Consider the following 15,961-nt stretch of genomic DNA (forward strand, 5'->3'; position numbering starts at 1 on the left):
GTCGAGAAACAAATCGTTGCGCGGCTACGCGCCCGCGACCTCCCGCTGCACGCGCTTGGGCAGCCTAGCGAAGACGAGGTCGTAGCTCATGTCGCAGAGGTCGAGCACGAGCCCCTCGGGAAGGTTGGCGTCCAGGTCGACGGAGACCCATGTGCGCCCGTCGGAGTAGTAGCCGGGCAGCACCGCGCCCGGGTGCTCGGCGCGCAGCTCCAGGATGCGGTCGGGGTCGCACTTGAGCGAGAGCAGGTGGCGCCCCGCGTAGGGCGGCTTGGCGTCGGGAGAGGCGACGAACTCGCAGGCGAACTGCCTGCCGCCGACCCAGTAGACCATCCAGCCCCACTTCTCGTGGAGGGCCTTCGTGGCGCCGGGGCGCGAGAGCAGACGGGCGTCTATGCGCGAGAGGTCCATGGTCGTCCCTAAGCGACCGGGTGCCGGATGACGGTCCTGAGGTTCTCGGGCTTCGTGCGCCTGGGGTCGCCCAGGTAGATCTCGTGGTGGAGGCGGAAGGAGGGGACGCCGCCGTCGCAGTCGAGCGCGCCGAGGACGTCGCTCGGGCGCGAGCCTCCTACCTCACCGATGTCGAGGCGAAGGCCCTGCGCGCCGACGAAGGCGGCGAGCTTCGAGATCGTGGCACCCTCCTCGTCGTAGGGACCTCTGTGCATGGACTGCGCGCAGCGCCCCTCCGAGAACCGCACGAGGCGGAGCTCGCCCGACTCGAGGGCTCCCGCCAGGTCGGGCTTCTTCTCGGCAGCCATCTCGCGAATCGCGGGGAGGGTGCCGGGCGCCACGAAGTCGGGCTGGCGGATGAGCGACACCCACGAGAGGGCCGCCTTGTCGGCGACGCCCGTCCCGTCGAACGCGCCCTCCCCGCCCCACCACAGGCCCTCGAGCGGCGGCACCACGTAGTCGAAGTAGCCCTCGGGCTGCCAGTCGCCCATCTTCGACATCTTGACCGTGTAGGAGAAGGCGTACAGGAGCTCGAGGGCGCGCTTGTAGGCGCCCCCCTCTTCGTTGGGGTCCCCCGCGCCGGCGACGGCGGCGAAGGTCATCGCCGGAACGTCGACGAGCGCCGGAGCCGTCTTGGGCTGGTACAGGTCGCGGAACTCCCTCTTGAAGTCGTACGCCATCGTGGCCTCCGTCCTCGCTTGTGGTAGCATCATGGTACAGGAACATACGTTCGTTAACAAGGGGGCCCTCATGAGGAGAGAGCTGGGAATCGCGCGGTGCGGGCTCGCCTGCTGCCTGTGCTCGGAGTGCGACGGCTGCGAGTCCGAGTCCTGCCCGGACGCCGCCACCTGCGAGGTGAGGTCGTGCTCGACGGGGCGGGGGCTCGCCCACTGCTACGAGTGCCCGAGCGGCTGCGACGCCATGGCGGGCGCCCAGCTCAAGGCGCGCGCCTTCGGCGAGTTCGCGCGCAGGTTCGGCGAGGGGCGCCTCCTGGACTGCCTCGAGCGGAACGAGGCCGCGGGGGTCGTCTACCACCGCGAGGGCATCACGGGCGACTACGACGATTTCGACGACCTCGAGGAGCTGATCGCGTTCATCGAGACCGGGCGCCCTGTGTCCGCGCCCTAGCCGCTGCAACCTCGCCCGACGCCGCCCTTGGTTGACGGATTGCCAACCGTCGTTGGTGGCGCCCGTGCCCGCCGCGCGGTTCCATGGTCTCGCACCCGGGTGGTGCATACCTCAGAACCGACCGAAAGGAACGACCATGAACTTCAACGACAGGCTCGCCGACCTCAGAAGGAAGCGGGGGCTCTCGCAGGAGCAGCTCGGCTACGAGCTCGGCGTCTCGAGGCAGACGGTGTCGAAGTGGGAGCTCGGGCAGTCCTACCCAGACTTCCAGCGGCTCGTCCTGCTGTCCGACTACTACGAGATGAGCCTCGACGAGCTCGTGAGGGGCGTCGACGTGGGCGACGTGCGCGCCCTCAACGAGTCCGACAAGCGGATCTCGTCGATCTACTCGGACGTCGAGCGAGGGAAGGAGGCGGCGCTCAGGGCCTGGCGGGCGTTCCTCGTCGTCGGCTGCGTTGTCCTGGCGCTCTTCGCCCTGGTGGTGGCCTACGGGGTGCTCAGCGGGGGTCTCTTCGTGAGGTAGGTGCCGGCGGCGGGAGGTGCCGGGGAGGGGCTGCCGTGGGGACTTCTCGTGACGGCCCCTCCCGGCGTCACTCGCCCCAGCCGGGGCCCGGAAACCCGCGACGGGCGACCGCACGGAGGGCGGCGAGGCCGACGAGCGCGCAGGCGGCGGGGGCGGCGAGGTTGATCGCGACCGACGTCGCGGGCCCGAGGGAGCCGACGGCGGTCGCCGAGAGGAACCCGAGGCCGAGCGAGGCGAGGGCCCCGCCGAGCGCCCCGACCATCATGGGCAGGCCGCGCTTGACGACCTCGGCGGGCGTGGTCCAGGAGAGGTTGGGGCGCGAGGCGTCGATGGCGAGCGCGAGCGCCGCGAAGCCCGTGAGCATGCCCATCGCGCAGACGACGCACTGGAGCACCAGGAGCGGGCCGGTGCCGCCCGCCAGCAGCGCGACGGCGGAGACCGCAACCGCCGCCCCGCCGAGCACGAGGTTGGCGAGGAGCTTGGAGCCAAGCACCGTCCCGGCGCCCACCGGCGCCGTGAGCATGAGCCAGCTCGCGCGCGCCTCGAGCGAGACCGCGGGGGCGGCGGTGAGCGACATCGCGCCGCAGAAACCGAAGACCCACGGAAGCGCCGCGTCGACCTGGACGCGCAGGGCCGCGACGGCCCGCGCGTCGAGCTGCACTCCGTTGATGATTCCCGAGGCGAGGAGCGCATCCACGCCGAAGAGCGCGACCGCGCCCGCGGCCACGACCATGAGGATGAGCCCCGCGCAGCTGTTCATCGCGTAGAAGGGCATGGAGCCGATCCGGCGGAGCTCCTTGACCGCGAGGGCGCGCAGCGGGCTCGCAGCCGAACGAGATGCCTCAGCCGCATGCGCACGGCGGCGCGGCCCGGAGGTCGCCACGGCGTTCGCGTGCGGATAGCACGCCGCGAGGGTCCCCGTGACAAGCGCCGGAAGCGCAAGCGAGAGTGCGGCGAAGGCGGCAAAGCCCGCAGCCGAGGCCCCGCCCACCGCTGAGGCCGCCCAAGCGGCCGGCGGGTAGGCAGAGGCCACGGCCGCGGAGAGCGCGCCCGCGACGTCGCCCATCGCGGCGAGGGCGGCGGCGTCATCCGCCCCCGAAGAGGCGCCGCCGAGCGCGAACGACCCGACGACGACGCCCGTCACCACGAGCACCGAGAGCACGAGCTGCACCGCCCCCGCATGCCGGAACCGCACCGCGACCGACGTGAGCGCAAGCGACACGAGCGTGGCCACCGCCGCCGGCGCGAGCGGCGCCAGCACGGACACGACGACCGCCGTCGCGACCGCTCCCGGGGTCGGAGACACCGCCGAGAAGTACGCGACGTAGAGCGGCGCCGACAGCAGCGCGGAGAGCGCGGCGCCGAACCCGTATAGGGGTGCCGTCCGCGCGAGCACCACCGTGCGCACGGGGACCGGCAGCGCCGCCACGAGGTCGTAGTCCCGGCATCCGAAGACCGTGCCCGGGGCCTTCACGAACACGAGCGCGACCGCGGCCAGCGAGCCCGCAAGCGCGGCGAGCGCCGGGATCGCCCCGGCCGCGCCGACGGCGACCATGCTACCCCCGAGCACCCACATGTAGGCCGCCGCCATGCCGGCGAGCAGGACGACGAGCGCCGCGGCGCCGAGCAGCCGCGCGCGGCCCCTCCCGCCCCGGAAGCCGAGGCCGTAGAGGAGCGAGCGCGCCTGCAGCGAGAGCAGCGGGCGGAGCGCACGACCAGGACGAAGGGCGGGCATCGCCATCACCTCGTCCCCAGGAACACGATGGCGGCGGTCGCGAGGAGCGCGACGGCGGGGGCTATGTAGTACATGGCGGCGCGCCCCTCGCCCCTGCCCGCGAGCCTCGCCGAGACGAGGAGGTTGATCGCAACGCAGGCGGCGGGCACGCCGAACACCACGGCGTCCCGCGGCCAGAACGAGCTCGCCTCGCCCGTGAGGCCCCACTGCATGGGAACCTGCTCGGGCAGGATGCCGCGGGCGGCGAGGGTCACGGCGAGGGTGAGCGCGCACAGGGCAGTGCTGGCGACGATGTGGGTCTTTGCGGACTTCATGGCTGTTCCTCCTTGGTCTTGAGAACAGGTTTAGCGGCGCGACGGGATGGCGGCGTCCTTCTCGTCCACGAGCTCGAGGAACACGTCCTCGAGCGAGGCCGAGCCGCGCACCTCGTCGGTGGGGCCGGAGGCCACGAGCTCGCCGCGGCGGATCACCGCCACGGTGTCGCAGAGCCGCTCCACGACCTCGAGCACGTGGGACGAGAAGAACACCGCGCCGCCGGCGTCGGCGCGCTCGCGCAGGATGGCCTTGAGCTCGTGGGAGGCCGAGGGGTCGAGGCCCACGAAGGGCTCGTCCAGCACCAAAAGCGCCGGGTCGTGCAGGAGCGCGCCTGTGAGCACGAGCTTCTGGCGCATGCCGTGGGAGTAGGCGGAGACGGGGTCGCCGAGGGCGTCCGCGAGCTCCAGGCGCCCCGCGAGTTCGTTCACACGTTGGCTACGCCTCGCCGCGTCCACGCCGAACACGTCCGCGATCAGGTCCAGGTACTGCATGCCGGTGAGGAAGTCGTAGACGTCCGGGTTGTCCGGCACGTAGGCCATGAGGCGCTTGGCCGCCACGGGCTCGCGCCACACGTCGCGGCCGCAGACGCGGACCGTGCCCGACGTGGGCGGCTGCGCGCCCACCACCGAGCGGATGAGCGTGGTCTTGCCGGCTCCGTTGTGGCCGATGAAGCCGCAGATCTCGCCGGGCGTCACCGCGAGCGAGAGGTCGCTCACGGCGACCTTGCCCCGGTACTCCTTCCGGTAGCGGCTCACATCGAGGACGGGCGTTTCCATGGTTCCTCCTGACGCCTCCAGTTGTTAGTTCTGCTATAGCTCAGCTATAACAGTTGACGGCATGCTACCACTCATCTGCTCCATTTGCTATAGTTCATATAGAACAATTTTCGGAAACGGGCACGCCATGGTCATCACCGTCGACAAGCTATCGGACGCCCCGCTCTACCTGCAGCTGCGCGACGCCGTCATCGCAGGCATCGCCTCAGGCGAGCTGCGGCCCGGCGACGCCCTGCCCTCCGTGCGCTCGCTCGCCGAGGACCTGGGCATCAACCTGCACACCGTCAACAAGGCCTATGCGACGCTGCGTGACGAGGGCTACGTTATCATGCTCGGCCGGCGCGGCGCCTACGTTGCAGACACACCGGCCGACCCCGCCGCCGGCATGGGCGAGGCCGCGCTCGAAGCGGCCCTTGCCAAGCTCGCCACCGAGTTCAAGGCGTCCGGCGGCACCCGGCACGCATTTCTCGCGGCCGCCAAACGCGCCGCACAGAACCTGGACTAGGGAGCGCACATGTCGCCTGACCTCATAGCACTCGCCACCAACGCGTCGATGGCGCTCATCACCTTCCTCTCCGGCTGCCTCATCGCCGCCACGCCCTGGCTCACCCGCGAGCGCGAGGCCTTTGCGGTAAGCGTGCCCGAGGCGGCACAGGGAGACCCCCGCATCCGCCGCATGCGCCGGGTCTTTCTCGCCTGCGTCCTCGCGATCTCGGCCGCGTCCGCCGTCGCCACCTTGGCGCTTTCCTCCACGCTCCCGCTCGCGATGGCGGCGGTGGTATGCATACCGGTCGCGGCGGGCTTCGCGCTCATGCTCGTCTTCCGCGCCCGCGTGCGGGCGATCAAGCGCGCCGAGGGCTGGGAGACGCGCGCGGCCCGGCTCGCCGCCGTCGTCGGCGCCGCCGAGGCAAACGCGCCCCGCCCGCTCCCGCTCGCCTGGGACCTCCTCTACGTGCCCGTGATCCTGGCGACGCTCGCCCTCTCCCTTGCTCTCTACCCTGCGATGCCCGACCCCGTGCCCGTGCACTTCGACGCCGCGGGCATCGTCGACGATTACATGGCCAAGGGCTGGCAGGTCGTCGCCATGCCGCTCGCCGTCCAGGCGTTCATGGCGCTGTGCCTCACCGCGTCGCACTGGCAGATCCTGCGGAGCCGCAGGCCGGCCTCGCCCGAGCACCCCGTCGCCTCCGCCATCGCGTACGGCGCGTTCGCCCGCGCCCAGAGCGCGGCGCTGCTGGTCACGGGAATCGTGGTGACCGCGTCGATCGCGATCATGCCGCTCGCCTTCGCCGGCGTCGTCACCGCGGACCAGTCGCTCGTGGCACTCGTCGTCGTCATCATCGGCGCAATCCTGCCCAACCTCGCCGTCTCGCTCGTCTACGGACAGGCGGGCTCCAGGCTTCTGCGGCGCATGACGGCGTCGAGCGCGCTCGACTACGATGACGACGAACTTTGGCGCCTCGGCGTCTTCTACGTGAACCGCGAGGACTCATCCGTCGTGGTGCCTCGGCGCTTTGGCATCGGCTGGGCCATGAACTGGGGTAACCCCAAGACGTGGGGGCTCGCCGCCCTCCTCGTTGCCGCGATTGCGGCGTTCGTCGTGCTCGTCGAGGTCTTGTTCAGGTAGGGCGGCAGCGAGCGTGCCCTAAGCGCGAGCCAGAACAGCAGGGGGACCGCGACGAGCGCAATGAAGCCCAAGACCGAGCCTGTGCCATAAAGCATCGCCGGCAGGCGGCCCGCCCCTCGCCTTCAGATGGCCAGCTTACTCCCCGTAGGCCATGCAGTCGATGCGCATGGCCTCGTAGGCGGCTGCCACGTGGGCGTAGCGCGCGGGGACGCAGCCCATGCGGTCGATGACATGGACTGACAGCACCAGCATGCGGCGTACGTCAGGACGCTCGCTGAGAACGGGTTCATCCGGAGCATGTCGAGGAAGGGCGATTGCGCGGCCAACGAGGCGACCGTGCAGATCTTCGGCCAAATGAGGGACGAGTTCTTCCGCGGCCGCGGCACGCAGGTGATGTGTGATGCTCCGCAAAGCTGATTCCATTCCTCAATACATCCAGTTTGTTGGATAGATTTACCAATTCACCGATATCCGTCTAGATAAATGGATAAAATTAAGATATTTCCTTGGTTTATCCATTTGTTTGGACAGATTGGACTCGCTCATGACAAACCAGCCAGTCATCGTCCCGCGCCCTCAGGCAACTGATTGGCTTCTCCGCTGGAAGGACCGTGACGTCATCAAAGTGGTGACCGGCCTGAGGCGTTGCGGTAAGTCAACCGCGCTCAAACTGGCCCAGCGAGCCCTTGTCGAATCCGGTGTGAACGAGAGGTCAATCGTCTCGGTTGATCTTGAGCGTCTGGACTTTGCTGCCCCCACCACGCCGCAAGAGCTCTACGATTACGTCGTCGCCCGCATCAGCTCCCCGAGCTGCTACGTGTTTATCGACGAGCCCCAGCGCGTCAAGGGCTTTGAGCGAGCAGTCGACGCGCTGTATACGCGCGAAGACTGCGACGTCTACGTCACCGGCTCGAACTCCGATCTGCTCTCGAGCGAGCTTGCCACGCTGCTTACCGGCCGTTATGTTGAGTTCCGACTCCTGCCGCTCTCGTTCGCGGAGTATCGTGGTGCCCGCGCCGCCTTTACGGACGACGCGGACGATACCGAGCTGCTCAACCGCTATCTCTCGCTGGGGGGCATGCCGTACGCCTCCCTACTGCCCGCCGAGGACGTGTCCGAGTACCTTGACGGTGTGCTCAACACCGTCCTCGTCAAAGACGTGGCGACGCGGCACCCCCGCATCAGCATTCCGGTCTTGCGCGCGCTTCTCGCCTTTCTCGCCGATAACGTTGGAAATCGCTTCTCGCTCAAAACGGTCGCGGACACGCTGACGGCCAACGGCTCAAAAGTCTCCCCGACCACCGTCAGCGAGTACCTCAACGCGCTCATGGAATGCTACCTCATCTTCAAGGCCGACCCCTATGACGCCAAGGGTCGGCGCCTGCTGCAGCAGGGGGGCAAGTACTACCTCGGCGACCTTGGCTTCAGACACCTGCTGCTCGGACGCGACGGCAGCGACCTCGGGCATCGCGTGGAAAACGTCGTGTATCTAGAGCTGCTGCGGCGCTATCACTCGGTGCGCGTAGGGCGTGTGGGAGATCTGGAGATCGACTTCGTTGCCGAGCGAGAGGGCAGACCGCATTACTATCAGGTCGCGCTGTCCGTACTGGACGAGGCGACGCTGCGTCGCGAGCTGCGTCCGCTCGAGCTGCTGGGGGACGCCTACCCCAAGACGCTGCTCACCCTGGACCGCATCGGCGCGACGGACCATAACGGCATTGAGCAGCGCAGCCTCGTTGATTGGCTGCTGAAATAGCTTGGGAGGGCGCTCCTCGGCAGCAACGCCGCAGCGTTCATACGAGACGTGTGCCAGCGCAGACTCGTGAAACTTGAGACGTAAGCGAAGTTGAGTGCGCGGTCGGTCTACGCGCGGCAGACACCTGCATCCGAAGAGGGACGCTCCGCGCCCGCATCAAACCAACAGAAACTTTACGCCGACGCCGTATTCCCATTTTTCTCCCAAGCAGTATGTGGGGAGCAATTTCAAACGAGCCTTTTCTAGGCTCCAGGATTCCTGCCCAAACCAGCGTGTCCGCCATCCGATATGGCCAGCTCTGTTTGTGCCACCACCGTTGTCCGCAAATCCCCCTCGCGCGCACGGGTATACGGAGAGAAACGACCATCGGGAGGGCCCATGCCAAGTCAGCTCACTAAACGCGCGCTCGAGGAGTCGCTCAAGCGCCTTTTGCTTACGAAGCCCCTGAACAAAATCACCATCGCAGACATCACCAACGACTGCGGCATCAGTCGCATGACGTTCTACTATCACTTCCAGGACATCTACGACCTGGTCGAATGGGCGTGCGAAGAGGACGCCGCACGAGCCATCGCCGGCAACAAGACCGCCGACACCTGGCAGACCGGCCTTCTTGACACGTTTCTCGCCCTGCGCGAGAACAAGCCCTTCATCGCGAGCATTTATCACGACATGAGCCGTGAACAGGTTGAACGGTTTCTCGTCCCTGTGGTGAGCGACCTGGTGAAAAGCGTGGTCGACGAGCACGCAGCACGAAGGCATGTGCGCGAGCAGGACAGGGACTTCATCGCGCGCTTCTTCGCCCATGCGCTCATCGGGACGGTTCTGGACTGGATCGCCCGAGACATGCGCGACGACCCGCAGCAGCTGGTGCAGCGCGTGGCTACCATCGCAGACGGCGCCATCGAAACCGCGCTTGACCGGCTCGAGATTCCCGGCGGCTACATCGCCGGAAGCGAGGGGAGCGTTCCGGAAGGATCTGCCGCTCCGTAGGAACGCGGTACGGGCACCTCGCCCGCCTTTCTCGCCCATCTGTACAATCCGGCCGTATTGATAAGAAACCGTACAGAGGCACGGCACTGTCTATGGTGCGCCGCCCATCGCAGCTCCACCATGGAACGAGACGCACGGGACACGCCCGATGCGCACGTTAGAAAGGTGCTGTCATGTACTATTCAAGCGGCAACTACGAAGCATTTGCTCGTCCCAAGAAACCCGCGGGCATCGAGCACAAGAGCGCCTACATCGTGGGCACGGGCCTCGCGGCGCTCTCCGCGGCGTGCTACCTCGTTCGCGACGCCCAGATGCCAGGTAAGAACGTCCACATCTTCGAGAAAGACAGCGTGCCCGGCGGCGCATGCGACGGTCTCGACATTCCCGGCCTCGGCTACGTCATGCGCGGAGGGCGCGAGATGGACAACCACTTCGAGGTGATGTGGGACCTCTTCCGCTCCATCCCCTCCATCGAGACCCCCGGCGTTTCCGTTTTGGACGAGTATTACTGGCTCAACAAGGAAGACCCCAACTACTCGCTCTGCCGCGCAACGAAGAACCGCGGGCAAGACGCGGGATGCGCCGGGAAGTTCGGCCTCTCGGACAAGGCGGCTATGGAGATCATGGAGCTCTTCTTCACACCCGACGAGAAGCTCTACGACCGTCCCATCACCGACTTCTTTGACGACGAGGTGCTCTCCTCCAACTTCTGGATGTACTGGCGCACCATGTTCGCGTTCGAGAACTGGCACTCCGCACTCGAGATGAAGCTCTATATCAAACGCTACATCCACCATATCGCCGGGCTGCCGGACTTCTCGGCCCTGCGCTTCACCAGGTACAACCAGTACGAGTCGATGATCTTGCCCCTCGTCGAATACCTCAAGGCAGCGGGCGTGCAGTTCCACTTCAACACGAAGGTCGAGGACATCAGGTTCTCCATCGGAGGCGGCGCGGGCCCGGTGCGCCAGCACACCGGCACCGGCCAGGACACCATCCAGCGCATCCAGCAGGAGGCCTTCCCGCGCAACCCCTACAGCTCGCCCGCGAAGAAGGTGGCGACGCGCATCGTGCTGAGCCAGACCGCCGTGAGCGGCGAAGCCGAACCCGGCGCGACCACGGTCATCGACCTCACCGAAAACGACCTCGTCTTCATCACCAACGGCGGCTGCGTCGAAAACTCCACCATGGGCGCGCAGGACAAACCCGCTGCATGGAAGCCTGAGCTTGCCCCTGGCGGCGGCTGGGATATGTGGCGCCGCATCGCGGAACAGGACCCCAGCTTCGGCCGTCCCGACACCTTCTGCGGCGACCCCGAGAAGACCAAGTGGATGAGCGCTACGGTGACGACCCTCGACGGCGAGATCCCGCCCTACATCCAGGCGATCTGCAAGCGCGACCCCTTCACCGGCCACGTGGTCACCGGCGGCATCGTGACCTGCACCGACTCCAACTGGCTCCTGAGTTGGACGCTCAACCGCCAGCAGCAATTCCGCGACCAGCCCAAGAACGAGCTGTGCGTGTGGGTGTACGGCCTCTTCCCCAACGAGCCCGGCAACTACGTGAAAAAGCCCATGTGCGACTGCACCGGCGAGGAGATCTGCCAGGAGTGGCTCTATCACATGGGCGTTCCGGAGGCGCGCATCGCCGAGCTCGCCGCGAACCATGCCAACACGGTGCCCGTCATGATGCCCTACATCACGGCGTTCTTCATGCCGCGCGCCGCAGGCGACCGCCCCGACGTGGTGCCCGACGGTGCGGTCAACTTCGCCTTCATCGGCCAGTTTGCCGAGACACCTCGCGACACCATCTTCACCACGGAGTACTCCATGCGCACGGGCATGGAGGCCGTCTACACGCTCTGCGATGTTGACCGCGGCGTGCCCGAGGTATGGGGAAGCGTCTTTGACGTGCGCGACCTGCTCATGGCAAGTGTGAAACTGCGCGATGGCAAGCCGATCACCGATATGAAGCTCGGTTTGGTCGAACGGTTCGCGCTCAAGGAGGCGCTCAAGAAGGTCAAGGGAACGGACATCGAGAAGGTGCTGAAGGAGTTCGAGGCGACTAAATAGGAACGGGCACGGCGCGCAGCGAGAACTTGCCGCGCGCCGACCGACGCCTCCGATTTCCCTCGCCTCTTAGATGAGCACGGCCCTGTTTTCGCGTTACTTGGAGAAAACAGGGCCGAAATACTCCATTGCCAGAGAACATCAGGTGGATATTGCTGCGACCGGAAAGCGGGAGCTGTCTTCAGCGTTCTCGCTTTCGTAGCGGATGAGTGCCGGCGCAGCTTCTTTTCTCCCTGCCTTTACGGGCGCGTCATGCCCATGGCGCGATAGAGATCCTCGAAACCGAGCCCCTTACGGTCCCGACGGCGGTACCACGTCGCATAGGTATTCCAATCGGGCGCGAGAATGTGATTGCAGAGCAGAATCCACAGGGGAATGAACGGGATGAAGAGCAGCCCGGCAAACGAGAGCCACACAAGAACCCTGAGCTCCATATCCATGGAGAGCGGAAGTGCCAGAAGGATTACCAGGGCCAGCACTGCAGCCGCCGCATAGCCGATCATCCCGCGGATTTGCAGCTTCTTCGCTTTTTCGTATCCAGAGAGAATACGCCCGAGCAGCTGCGCGTGGCCGCGGCTGAAGGTCTGGAGCGCATAAGCCAGCATCTCGTTACGCTCCGCAGCCGAGGCGGCAACCCCCGCCGCAGTCGCCGTCTCTGAAAACCCGTCGGGCGCACGCAGCGGAGCATCGGACGCCCACTCGTAGAAATCGTGGTCCATGCGCCCCCTCCAAAACGTGAGGTGCCGACACTCGCCAGCGGTGATCAGACGGATTCATTTTATCATCTGCCCAGCTCGGCCTTCTGCCGCAGGGACGGGACCGAAGGAGCGCCCGAGGAAGCGCCTCGCCCCGCGGCGCCCCAGCATCGAGTCCCATGATTGCCTGCATGAGGCATGACGTGCCGCACCGGCAAATACCGGCGGATGCATCGATCGCGACGCCATAGTAGCCGAGGGAGCAAACCCACTCGAGCTAGTCCCGCCGCCCAAACAAACGCATGCCAGCCCCAGCCTCTCGACTGGGACCGGCATAGCAAATATCGCGTTTGTCGGGACATTTTTGTCAAAAGTGACGATTTATGCCCCCATAACTGCCAGATTTCCTATTCCCACTCTACAGGCAAGAAGTTCCCTCATTCTCTTCCTCGCCTTCGCGAGGCTGTACTTGACGGCGCGCTCGGAGCACCCCTCGCGACGGGCGATCTCCTTGACGGGGAGCTGTGCGACCGCGTGCATGAGGAGGCGGCGGAGCTGCACGGCGGGAAGCTGAACCAGGGCCGCAACGAGTTCGCCTGTCCTGCACTTGCTCAGGAAATCAAATCCCGGCTCGGACTCCGGACCGGTAGACGCGACGAATGTGCCCATCGCGTCGAGGCTGAGCGTGTGTCGGGCCTCCCTGCGCTCGATCCGCCATATTTCGCGCTGCATGTCCCTGAGGGCGCTGGCGACCTCATCCGTCACCTCGACGGAGACTCTCGCTCCGCCGGGGAAGGCCACGGTGACGGAGGCGCCGCGTGCGCCACGTCGGACGGAATCGTGGGAGTGCTCCATCCTGCCCCTCTTTCTTTGAAGAGAGGCACGGGACACAAAAAGACGGCCCCTCTTGCCTTTACGGACAAAAAGGGCCGCCCAGGGGAAGCCTGCCGGCACCGCTTTTTGAGTGAATTGGCCTAACCGGGCAGAGCCGGAACGCGTGGAAAACGCCTCGGGAGCATGTCGGCGATACCATCCCCTAGCCGGGGCGCTGGCCAGGGGCTATGTGGGCCAGGGCGGTGCGCCCCGGCCCACGTCTCCCCACGAAGACCGTGCGCTATGCGCCCGTTGCGCGCCGAGAGATGCTCCAGCCGAGGCTCTCGGCCTGGATGCGGACGAGGCGGGCGTAGAGGCCGCCCGCCTCCATGAGTTCGGTGTGGGTGCCCCGTTCGGCCACGCGGCCGTCGTCGAGCACCACGACGGGGCGCTCAACGAGATCGCGCGTACGAACCCTGCGGCCCCGGAGGCGGGGCTCGTCTACGAGGGGGCGGCGAGGATGCTGCTCGGCTCCCTCGTCGGCACCGCGGTCGCGGCCCTGCCCGAGGACCGCCGGGCGCGGGTCGGGATCCTCGCCGCCATGGAGCTCGCGAACTCACGTTGGCGCGATGGCGCGAGCCAGGAGGAGGTGGCATCGGTCGCCGGCATGGGAGTTACCAGGTTCAAAAGCCTCTTCAAGCAGGCGACCGCAGGCACATCCGGTAATCGGAACCCCTCGGATGCCGCGGCGCGCCACACTTTGCTCGCCCTATCGCACCAGCCCTTCCCCTCAGGCACAACCCGCTACAAGAACAGCGAGCTCACGTGATAAACGACGCACCCCAACAGCAGCGAGCAGCAGATGTAGAAGAGCGCCGTGATGACGGTCCACTTCGTGGAGTGCACCTCGCCCCAGGTGGCCGACACGCTCGCCGCGCACGGCATGTTGAACGTGAACGCGAAGATGAACGCCAGCGCCTCGGGCGCGGAGATGGCCTGGGCCATGACCTCGCCGATGTTCGACGCCGCGGCGGCGCCGCCGGTCATGACGCCCACGAGTACGGCGTTGGGCGTCGCGGCACCCGTGAAGAGCCCCGAGAGCACCCCGAGTGCGGACTCCTTGAGCACGAGGGCGCACAACCACGCGGTGAACGTCTGCCAACCCATGCCGAAGAAGCGCGTGACCGGCTCGATGGCGGTACCGAGCGCGTAGAGCACCGACCCCTCGACGCTGCCGGTCGCGGTGTAGGTGAGCGCCCAAATCGCGAAGGCGAAGAGGGCGACGACCCGGATGGCTCGCACGAACATCTGTCGACTCTTGAGCAGGGCGCCGCGCGCGACGTTGCCCAGATGCGGCCGATGGTACGGCGGAAGCTCCATGACCATGCCCGCACGCTCGCCCTCCGCCACCAAGCGCGGGCCGAACACCCTACCCACGAGCCACATGATGAGAATCGTCACGGCGAAGATGCCCACGATCACGAGCGGCGCGCCGGCCACGCCGAAGAACGCCACGGCGAGCACCGGAACCACGCCCCAGGTCGAGCCGCACGGGATGGCCCAGGCCATCATCACCGTGAGCATGCGCTGGCCCCACGAGTCGATGACGCGCGAACCCGACACGCCGCCCATCGTGCAGCCGAGGCACATGAGGAAGGGCATGAGCGACTTGCCCTGCAACCCGAAGCGCGCCATGGTGTGGTCGAACACGTAGGAGATGCGCGCCATGTAGCCCGCCTCCTCGTAGAGGCCGAACACAAGGTTGATACCGAAGACGTAGCCCACCATCATGGTGCCGAAGCACAAACTGTTGAACACCACGCCCGCGAGGAAGCTGCCCAGAACATCGGGGGCGCCCGCCTGCGCGAGCGCGCCCGCCACGACCTGCCCGAGCGACGAGATAGCGCCGCCGAGCATCATGATGGGGATGGCCGGTACGAACGCCAGGATGAACCCGAGCAAGATCATGCCGATGGTGATGGGCTTCGACCAGCGCGAGCCCGTGACCACGCGATCGAAGCGCGAAAGCGCGTGCGGGCGCGCGGGCGCCTCCACCGCTCCGTCGAGCAGCCCCTCGATCCAGGCGAACTTCGCCGCGGCCGTGCCCTGGATCGTGTCGGGGGCGGCAGCGATCCCCTCGCGCAGGCGCGCGCCATCCACGACGGGCCGCTCGCGCACCGTGCGTGCAAGCGCGTCAAGCAGCGCGCCGTACCCCTCGGGGCGCGAGGCGACGAGCGGCACCACAGGAACGCCCAGCCGCCGCGCGATAAGGACGGCGTCGATCCGCTTGCCCTGGTTCTCGGCGACGTCCATGAGGTTGAGAGCGAGCAGGCACGGCTGCTCCGGGCACGCCGCAACGAAGTCGGCGAGCATGTAGAGGCTGCGCTCGAGCTGCGACGCGTCGGCCATCACGAGCACGATGTCGGCAGCGCCCGATGCGAGGTAGTCGCGCGTCACCTCCTCTTCGGGCGAGTTGGCCGCGAGCCCGTACGAGCCGGGGAGGTCGACGACCTGGAACGCCGTGCCGCCGCGCTCGAACGTCCCCTCCTTCCGCTCCACGGTCTTGCCGGGCCAGTTGCCCACGTGCTGACGCGCTCCCGTGAGCCCGTTGAAGAGCGTCGACTTGCCCGAGTTGGGCTGGCCGAGCAGCGCGACCGTGACGCCGCCCGCCGCCTTGCGGGCGGCGGGCGCCTTCGCGCCTCCCGCCGCGGGACAGGAAGCCACACATCTCTCGCAGCTCATGCGACCACCTCCACCTCGATGCGCATGCAGTCGCCGCGATCGAGCGCCACGTCGCTGTCGCGCACGTGCACGAGCACGGGCCGGTTCTTGACGTTTTGCAGGACCTCGACGGCGCATCCCTCCGTCAGCCCGATGGCCGTGACGCGCGAGACGAACCGGTCGTCGCCGGATACGGATGCGATACGGACAGAAAGCCCCGTCGCCACATCGCATAGTCTCATGGAATCGCTCCTTTCCTTAAACGGGCATGACGCCCGCGGCCACCAAAGTAAGCCTGAAACGTATGCCCCCTCAGCTCCGCGATGTAGGTTCAGCTCCAAATCTCATCAAGTTAGATAAAAT

Annotated in this window: 17 protein-coding genes; 8 read left to right on the top strand and 9 right to left on the bottom strand. The window is 66.9% G+C overall.

Annotated features, from left to right (window positions below; all coding sequences use genetic code 11):
* Positions 1-24: 24 nt before the first annotated feature.
* Positions 25-408, bottom strand: coding sequence for an MmcQ/YjbR family DNA-binding protein (locus tag B5F85_RS08330; RefSeq protein WP_087316258.1), 384 nt, complete (start codon positions 406-408; stop codon positions 25-27).
* A gap of 8 nt (positions 409-416) precedes the next feature.
* Positions 417-1,127 (bottom strand): GyrI-like domain-containing protein, encoded by a 711-nt coding sequence (locus tag B5F85_RS08335; protein WP_087316260.1) that lies wholly within the window; start codon positions 1,125-1,127, stop codon positions 417-419.
* A 70-nt stretch (positions 1,128-1,197) separates the two neighbouring features.
* Between B5F85_RS08335 and B5F85_RS08340 the strand changes: the two genes are divergently transcribed.
* Entirely contained in the window at positions 1,198-1,575 is a 378-nt protein-coding gene (locus B5F85_RS08340) for a hypothetical protein (protein WP_087316262.1), read from the top strand.
* A 136-nt stretch (positions 1,576-1,711) separates the two neighbouring features.
* Positions 1,712-2,098, top strand: coding sequence for a helix-turn-helix transcriptional regulator (locus B5F85_RS08345; RefSeq protein ID WP_087316264.1), 387 nt, complete (start codon positions 1,712-1,714; stop codon positions 2,096-2,098).
* Between the two features lie 67 nt (positions 2,099-2,165).
* On the opposite strand, the gene B5F85_RS08350 is transcribed toward B5F85_RS08345, so the two are convergent.
* Genes B5F85_RS08350 through B5F85_RS08360 form a run of 3 tightly spaced genes read right to left on the bottom strand, consistent with a single transcriptional unit; the run spans position 2,166 to position 4,924 of the window.
* The gene (locus B5F85_RS08350; protein WP_087316266.1) at positions 2,166-3,833 is read right to left on the bottom strand and encodes a hypothetical protein; all 1,668 of its coding nucleotides are present in this window, start codon (positions 3,831-3,833) and stop codon (positions 2,166-2,168) included.
* Positions 3,834-3,838: 5 nt separating this feature from the next.
* Complete coding sequence (locus B5F85_RS08355) at positions 3,839-4,147, bottom strand: DUF1648 domain-containing protein (RefSeq protein WP_087316268.1); 309 nt, start codon at positions 4,145-4,147, stop codon at positions 3,839-3,841.
* Between the two features lie 30 nt (positions 4,148-4,177).
* Complete coding sequence (locus tag B5F85_RS08360; RefSeq protein WP_087316270.1) at positions 4,178-4,924, bottom strand: ABC transporter ATP-binding protein; 747 nt, start codon at positions 4,922-4,924, stop codon at positions 4,178-4,180.
* Positions 4,925-5,051: 127 nt separating this feature from the next.
* Between B5F85_RS08360 and B5F85_RS08365 the strand changes: the two genes are divergently transcribed.
* The 5 genes from B5F85_RS08365 (at position 5,052) to B5F85_RS08385 (ending at position 11,372) form a co-directional block, all read left to right on the top strand.
* Positions 5,052-5,429 (top strand): GntR family transcriptional regulator, encoded by a 378-nt coding sequence (locus B5F85_RS08365; RefSeq protein ID WP_087316272.1) that lies wholly within the window; start codon positions 5,052-5,054, stop codon positions 5,427-5,429.
* Positions 5,430-5,438: 9 nt separating this feature from the next.
* Complete coding sequence (locus B5F85_RS08370; protein WP_087316274.1) at positions 5,439-6,551, top strand: DUF1648 domain-containing protein; 1,113 nt, start codon at positions 5,439-5,441, stop codon at positions 6,549-6,551.
* 544 nt (positions 6,552-7,095) lie between these two features.
* Positions 7,096-8,307: an ATP-binding protein gene (locus B5F85_RS08375; protein WP_087316276.1), complete on the top strand. Its 1,212-nt coding sequence runs from the start codon at positions 7,096-7,098 to the stop codon at positions 8,305-8,307.
* Between the two features lie 378 nt (positions 8,308-8,685).
* Entirely contained in the window at positions 8,686-9,300 is a 615-nt protein-coding gene (locus B5F85_RS08380; RefSeq protein WP_087316278.1) for a TetR-like C-terminal domain-containing protein, read from the top strand.
* A 173-nt stretch (positions 9,301-9,473) separates the two neighbouring features.
* Positions 9,474-11,372 carry an oleate hydratase gene (locus tag B5F85_RS08385; RefSeq protein ID WP_087316280.1) on the top strand — a complete coding sequence of 633 codons (1,899 nt, stop codon included), beginning with the start codon at positions 9,474-9,476 and terminating at the stop codon, positions 11,370-11,372.
* A 236-nt stretch (positions 11,373-11,608) separates the two neighbouring features.
* Here B5F85_RS08385 and B5F85_RS08390 read toward each other — a convergent pair whose 3' ends face one another.
* Positions 11,609-12,088: a hypothetical protein gene (locus tag B5F85_RS08390; protein WP_087316282.1), complete on the bottom strand. Its 480-nt coding sequence runs from the start codon at positions 12,086-12,088 to the stop codon at positions 11,609-11,611.
* Between the two features lie 357 nt (positions 12,089-12,445).
* The gene (locus B5F85_RS08395; RefSeq protein ID WP_087316284.1) at positions 12,446-12,919 is read right to left on the bottom strand and encodes a sigma factor-like helix-turn-helix DNA-binding protein; all 474 of its coding nucleotides are present in this window, start codon (positions 12,917-12,919) and stop codon (positions 12,446-12,448) included.
* 358 nt (positions 12,920-13,277) lie between these two features.
* On the opposite strand from B5F85_RS08395, the gene B5F85_RS08400 reads away from it, so the two are divergent.
* Positions 13,278-13,706, top strand: a complete 429-nt coding sequence (locus B5F85_RS08400; RefSeq protein WP_087316286.1) for a hypothetical protein — start codon at positions 13,278-13,280, stop codon at positions 13,704-13,706.
* On the opposite strand, the gene B5F85_RS08405 is transcribed toward B5F85_RS08400, so the two are convergent.
* Positions 13,682-15,619, bottom strand: coding sequence for a ferrous iron transporter B (locus tag B5F85_RS08405; protein ID WP_087316288.1), 1,938 nt, complete (start codon positions 15,617-15,619; stop codon positions 13,682-13,684). The genes B5F85_RS08400 and B5F85_RS08405 overlap by 25 nt on opposite strands.
* Positions 15,616-15,840, bottom strand: coding sequence for a FeoA family protein (locus tag B5F85_RS08410; protein WP_087316290.1), 225 nt, complete (start codon positions 15,838-15,840; stop codon positions 15,616-15,618). The genes B5F85_RS08405 and B5F85_RS08410 overlap by 4 nt, the downstream gene beginning before the upstream one ends.
* Positions 15,841-15,961 lie beyond the last annotated feature (121 nt).

The sequence above is a fragment of the Olsenella sp. An293 genome (assembly GCF_002159495.1).
GTDB lineage: Bacteria > Actinomycetota > Coriobacteriia > Coriobacteriales > Atopobiaceae > Thermophilibacter.

Coding starts and splice junctions, on each gene's coding strand:
- B5F85_RS08330 (WP_087316258.1), bottom strand. CDS start 408: ATGGACCTCTCGCGCATAGACGCCCGTCTGCTCTCGCGCCCCGGCGCC.
- B5F85_RS08335 (WP_087316260.1), bottom strand. CDS start 1,127: ATGGCGTACGACTTCAAGAGGGAGTTCCGCGACCTGTACCAGCCCAAG.
- B5F85_RS08340 (WP_087316262.1), top strand. CDS start 1,198: ATGAGGAGAGAGCTGGGAATCGCGCGGTGCGGGCTCGCCTGCTGCCTG.
- B5F85_RS08345 (WP_087316264.1), top strand. CDS start 1,712: ATGAACTTCAACGACAGGCTCGCCGACCTCAGAAGGAAGCGGGGGCTC.
- B5F85_RS08350 (WP_087316266.1), bottom strand. CDS start 3,833: ATGCCCGCCCTTCGTCCTGGTCGTGCGCTCCGCCCGCTGCTCTCGCTG.
- B5F85_RS08355 (WP_087316268.1), bottom strand. CDS start 4,147: ATGAAGTCCGCAAAGACCCACATCGTCGCCAGCACTGCCCTGTGCGCG.
- B5F85_RS08360 (WP_087316270.1), bottom strand. CDS start 4,924: ATGGAAACGCCCGTCCTCGATGTGAGCCGCTACCGGAAGGAGTACCGG.
- B5F85_RS08365 (WP_087316272.1), top strand. CDS start 5,052: ATGGTCATCACCGTCGACAAGCTATCGGACGCCCCGCTCTACCTGCAG.
- B5F85_RS08370 (WP_087316274.1), top strand. CDS start 5,439: ATGTCGCCTGACCTCATAGCACTCGCCACCAACGCGTCGATGGCGCTC.
- B5F85_RS08375 (WP_087316276.1), top strand. CDS start 7,096: ATGACAAACCAGCCAGTCATCGTCCCGCGCCCTCAGGCAACTGATTGG.
- B5F85_RS08380 (WP_087316278.1), top strand. CDS start 8,686: ATGCCAAGTCAGCTCACTAAACGCGCGCTCGAGGAGTCGCTCAAGCGC.
- B5F85_RS08385 (WP_087316280.1), top strand. CDS start 9,474: ATGTACTATTCAAGCGGCAACTACGAAGCATTTGCTCGTCCCAAGAAA.
- B5F85_RS08390 (WP_087316282.1), bottom strand. CDS start 12,088: ATGGACCACGATTTCTACGAGTGGGCGTCCGATGCTCCGCTGCGTGCG.
- B5F85_RS08395 (WP_087316284.1), bottom strand. CDS start 12,919: ATGGAGCACTCCCACGATTCCGTCCGACGTGGCGCACGCGGCGCCTCC.
- B5F85_RS08405 (WP_087316288.1), bottom strand. CDS start 15,619: ATGAGCTGCGAGAGATGTGTGGCTTCCTGTCCCGCGGCGGGAGGCGCG.
- B5F85_RS08410 (WP_087316290.1), bottom strand. CDS start 15,840: ATGAGACTATGCGATGTGGCGACGGGGCTTTCTGTCCGTATCGCATCC.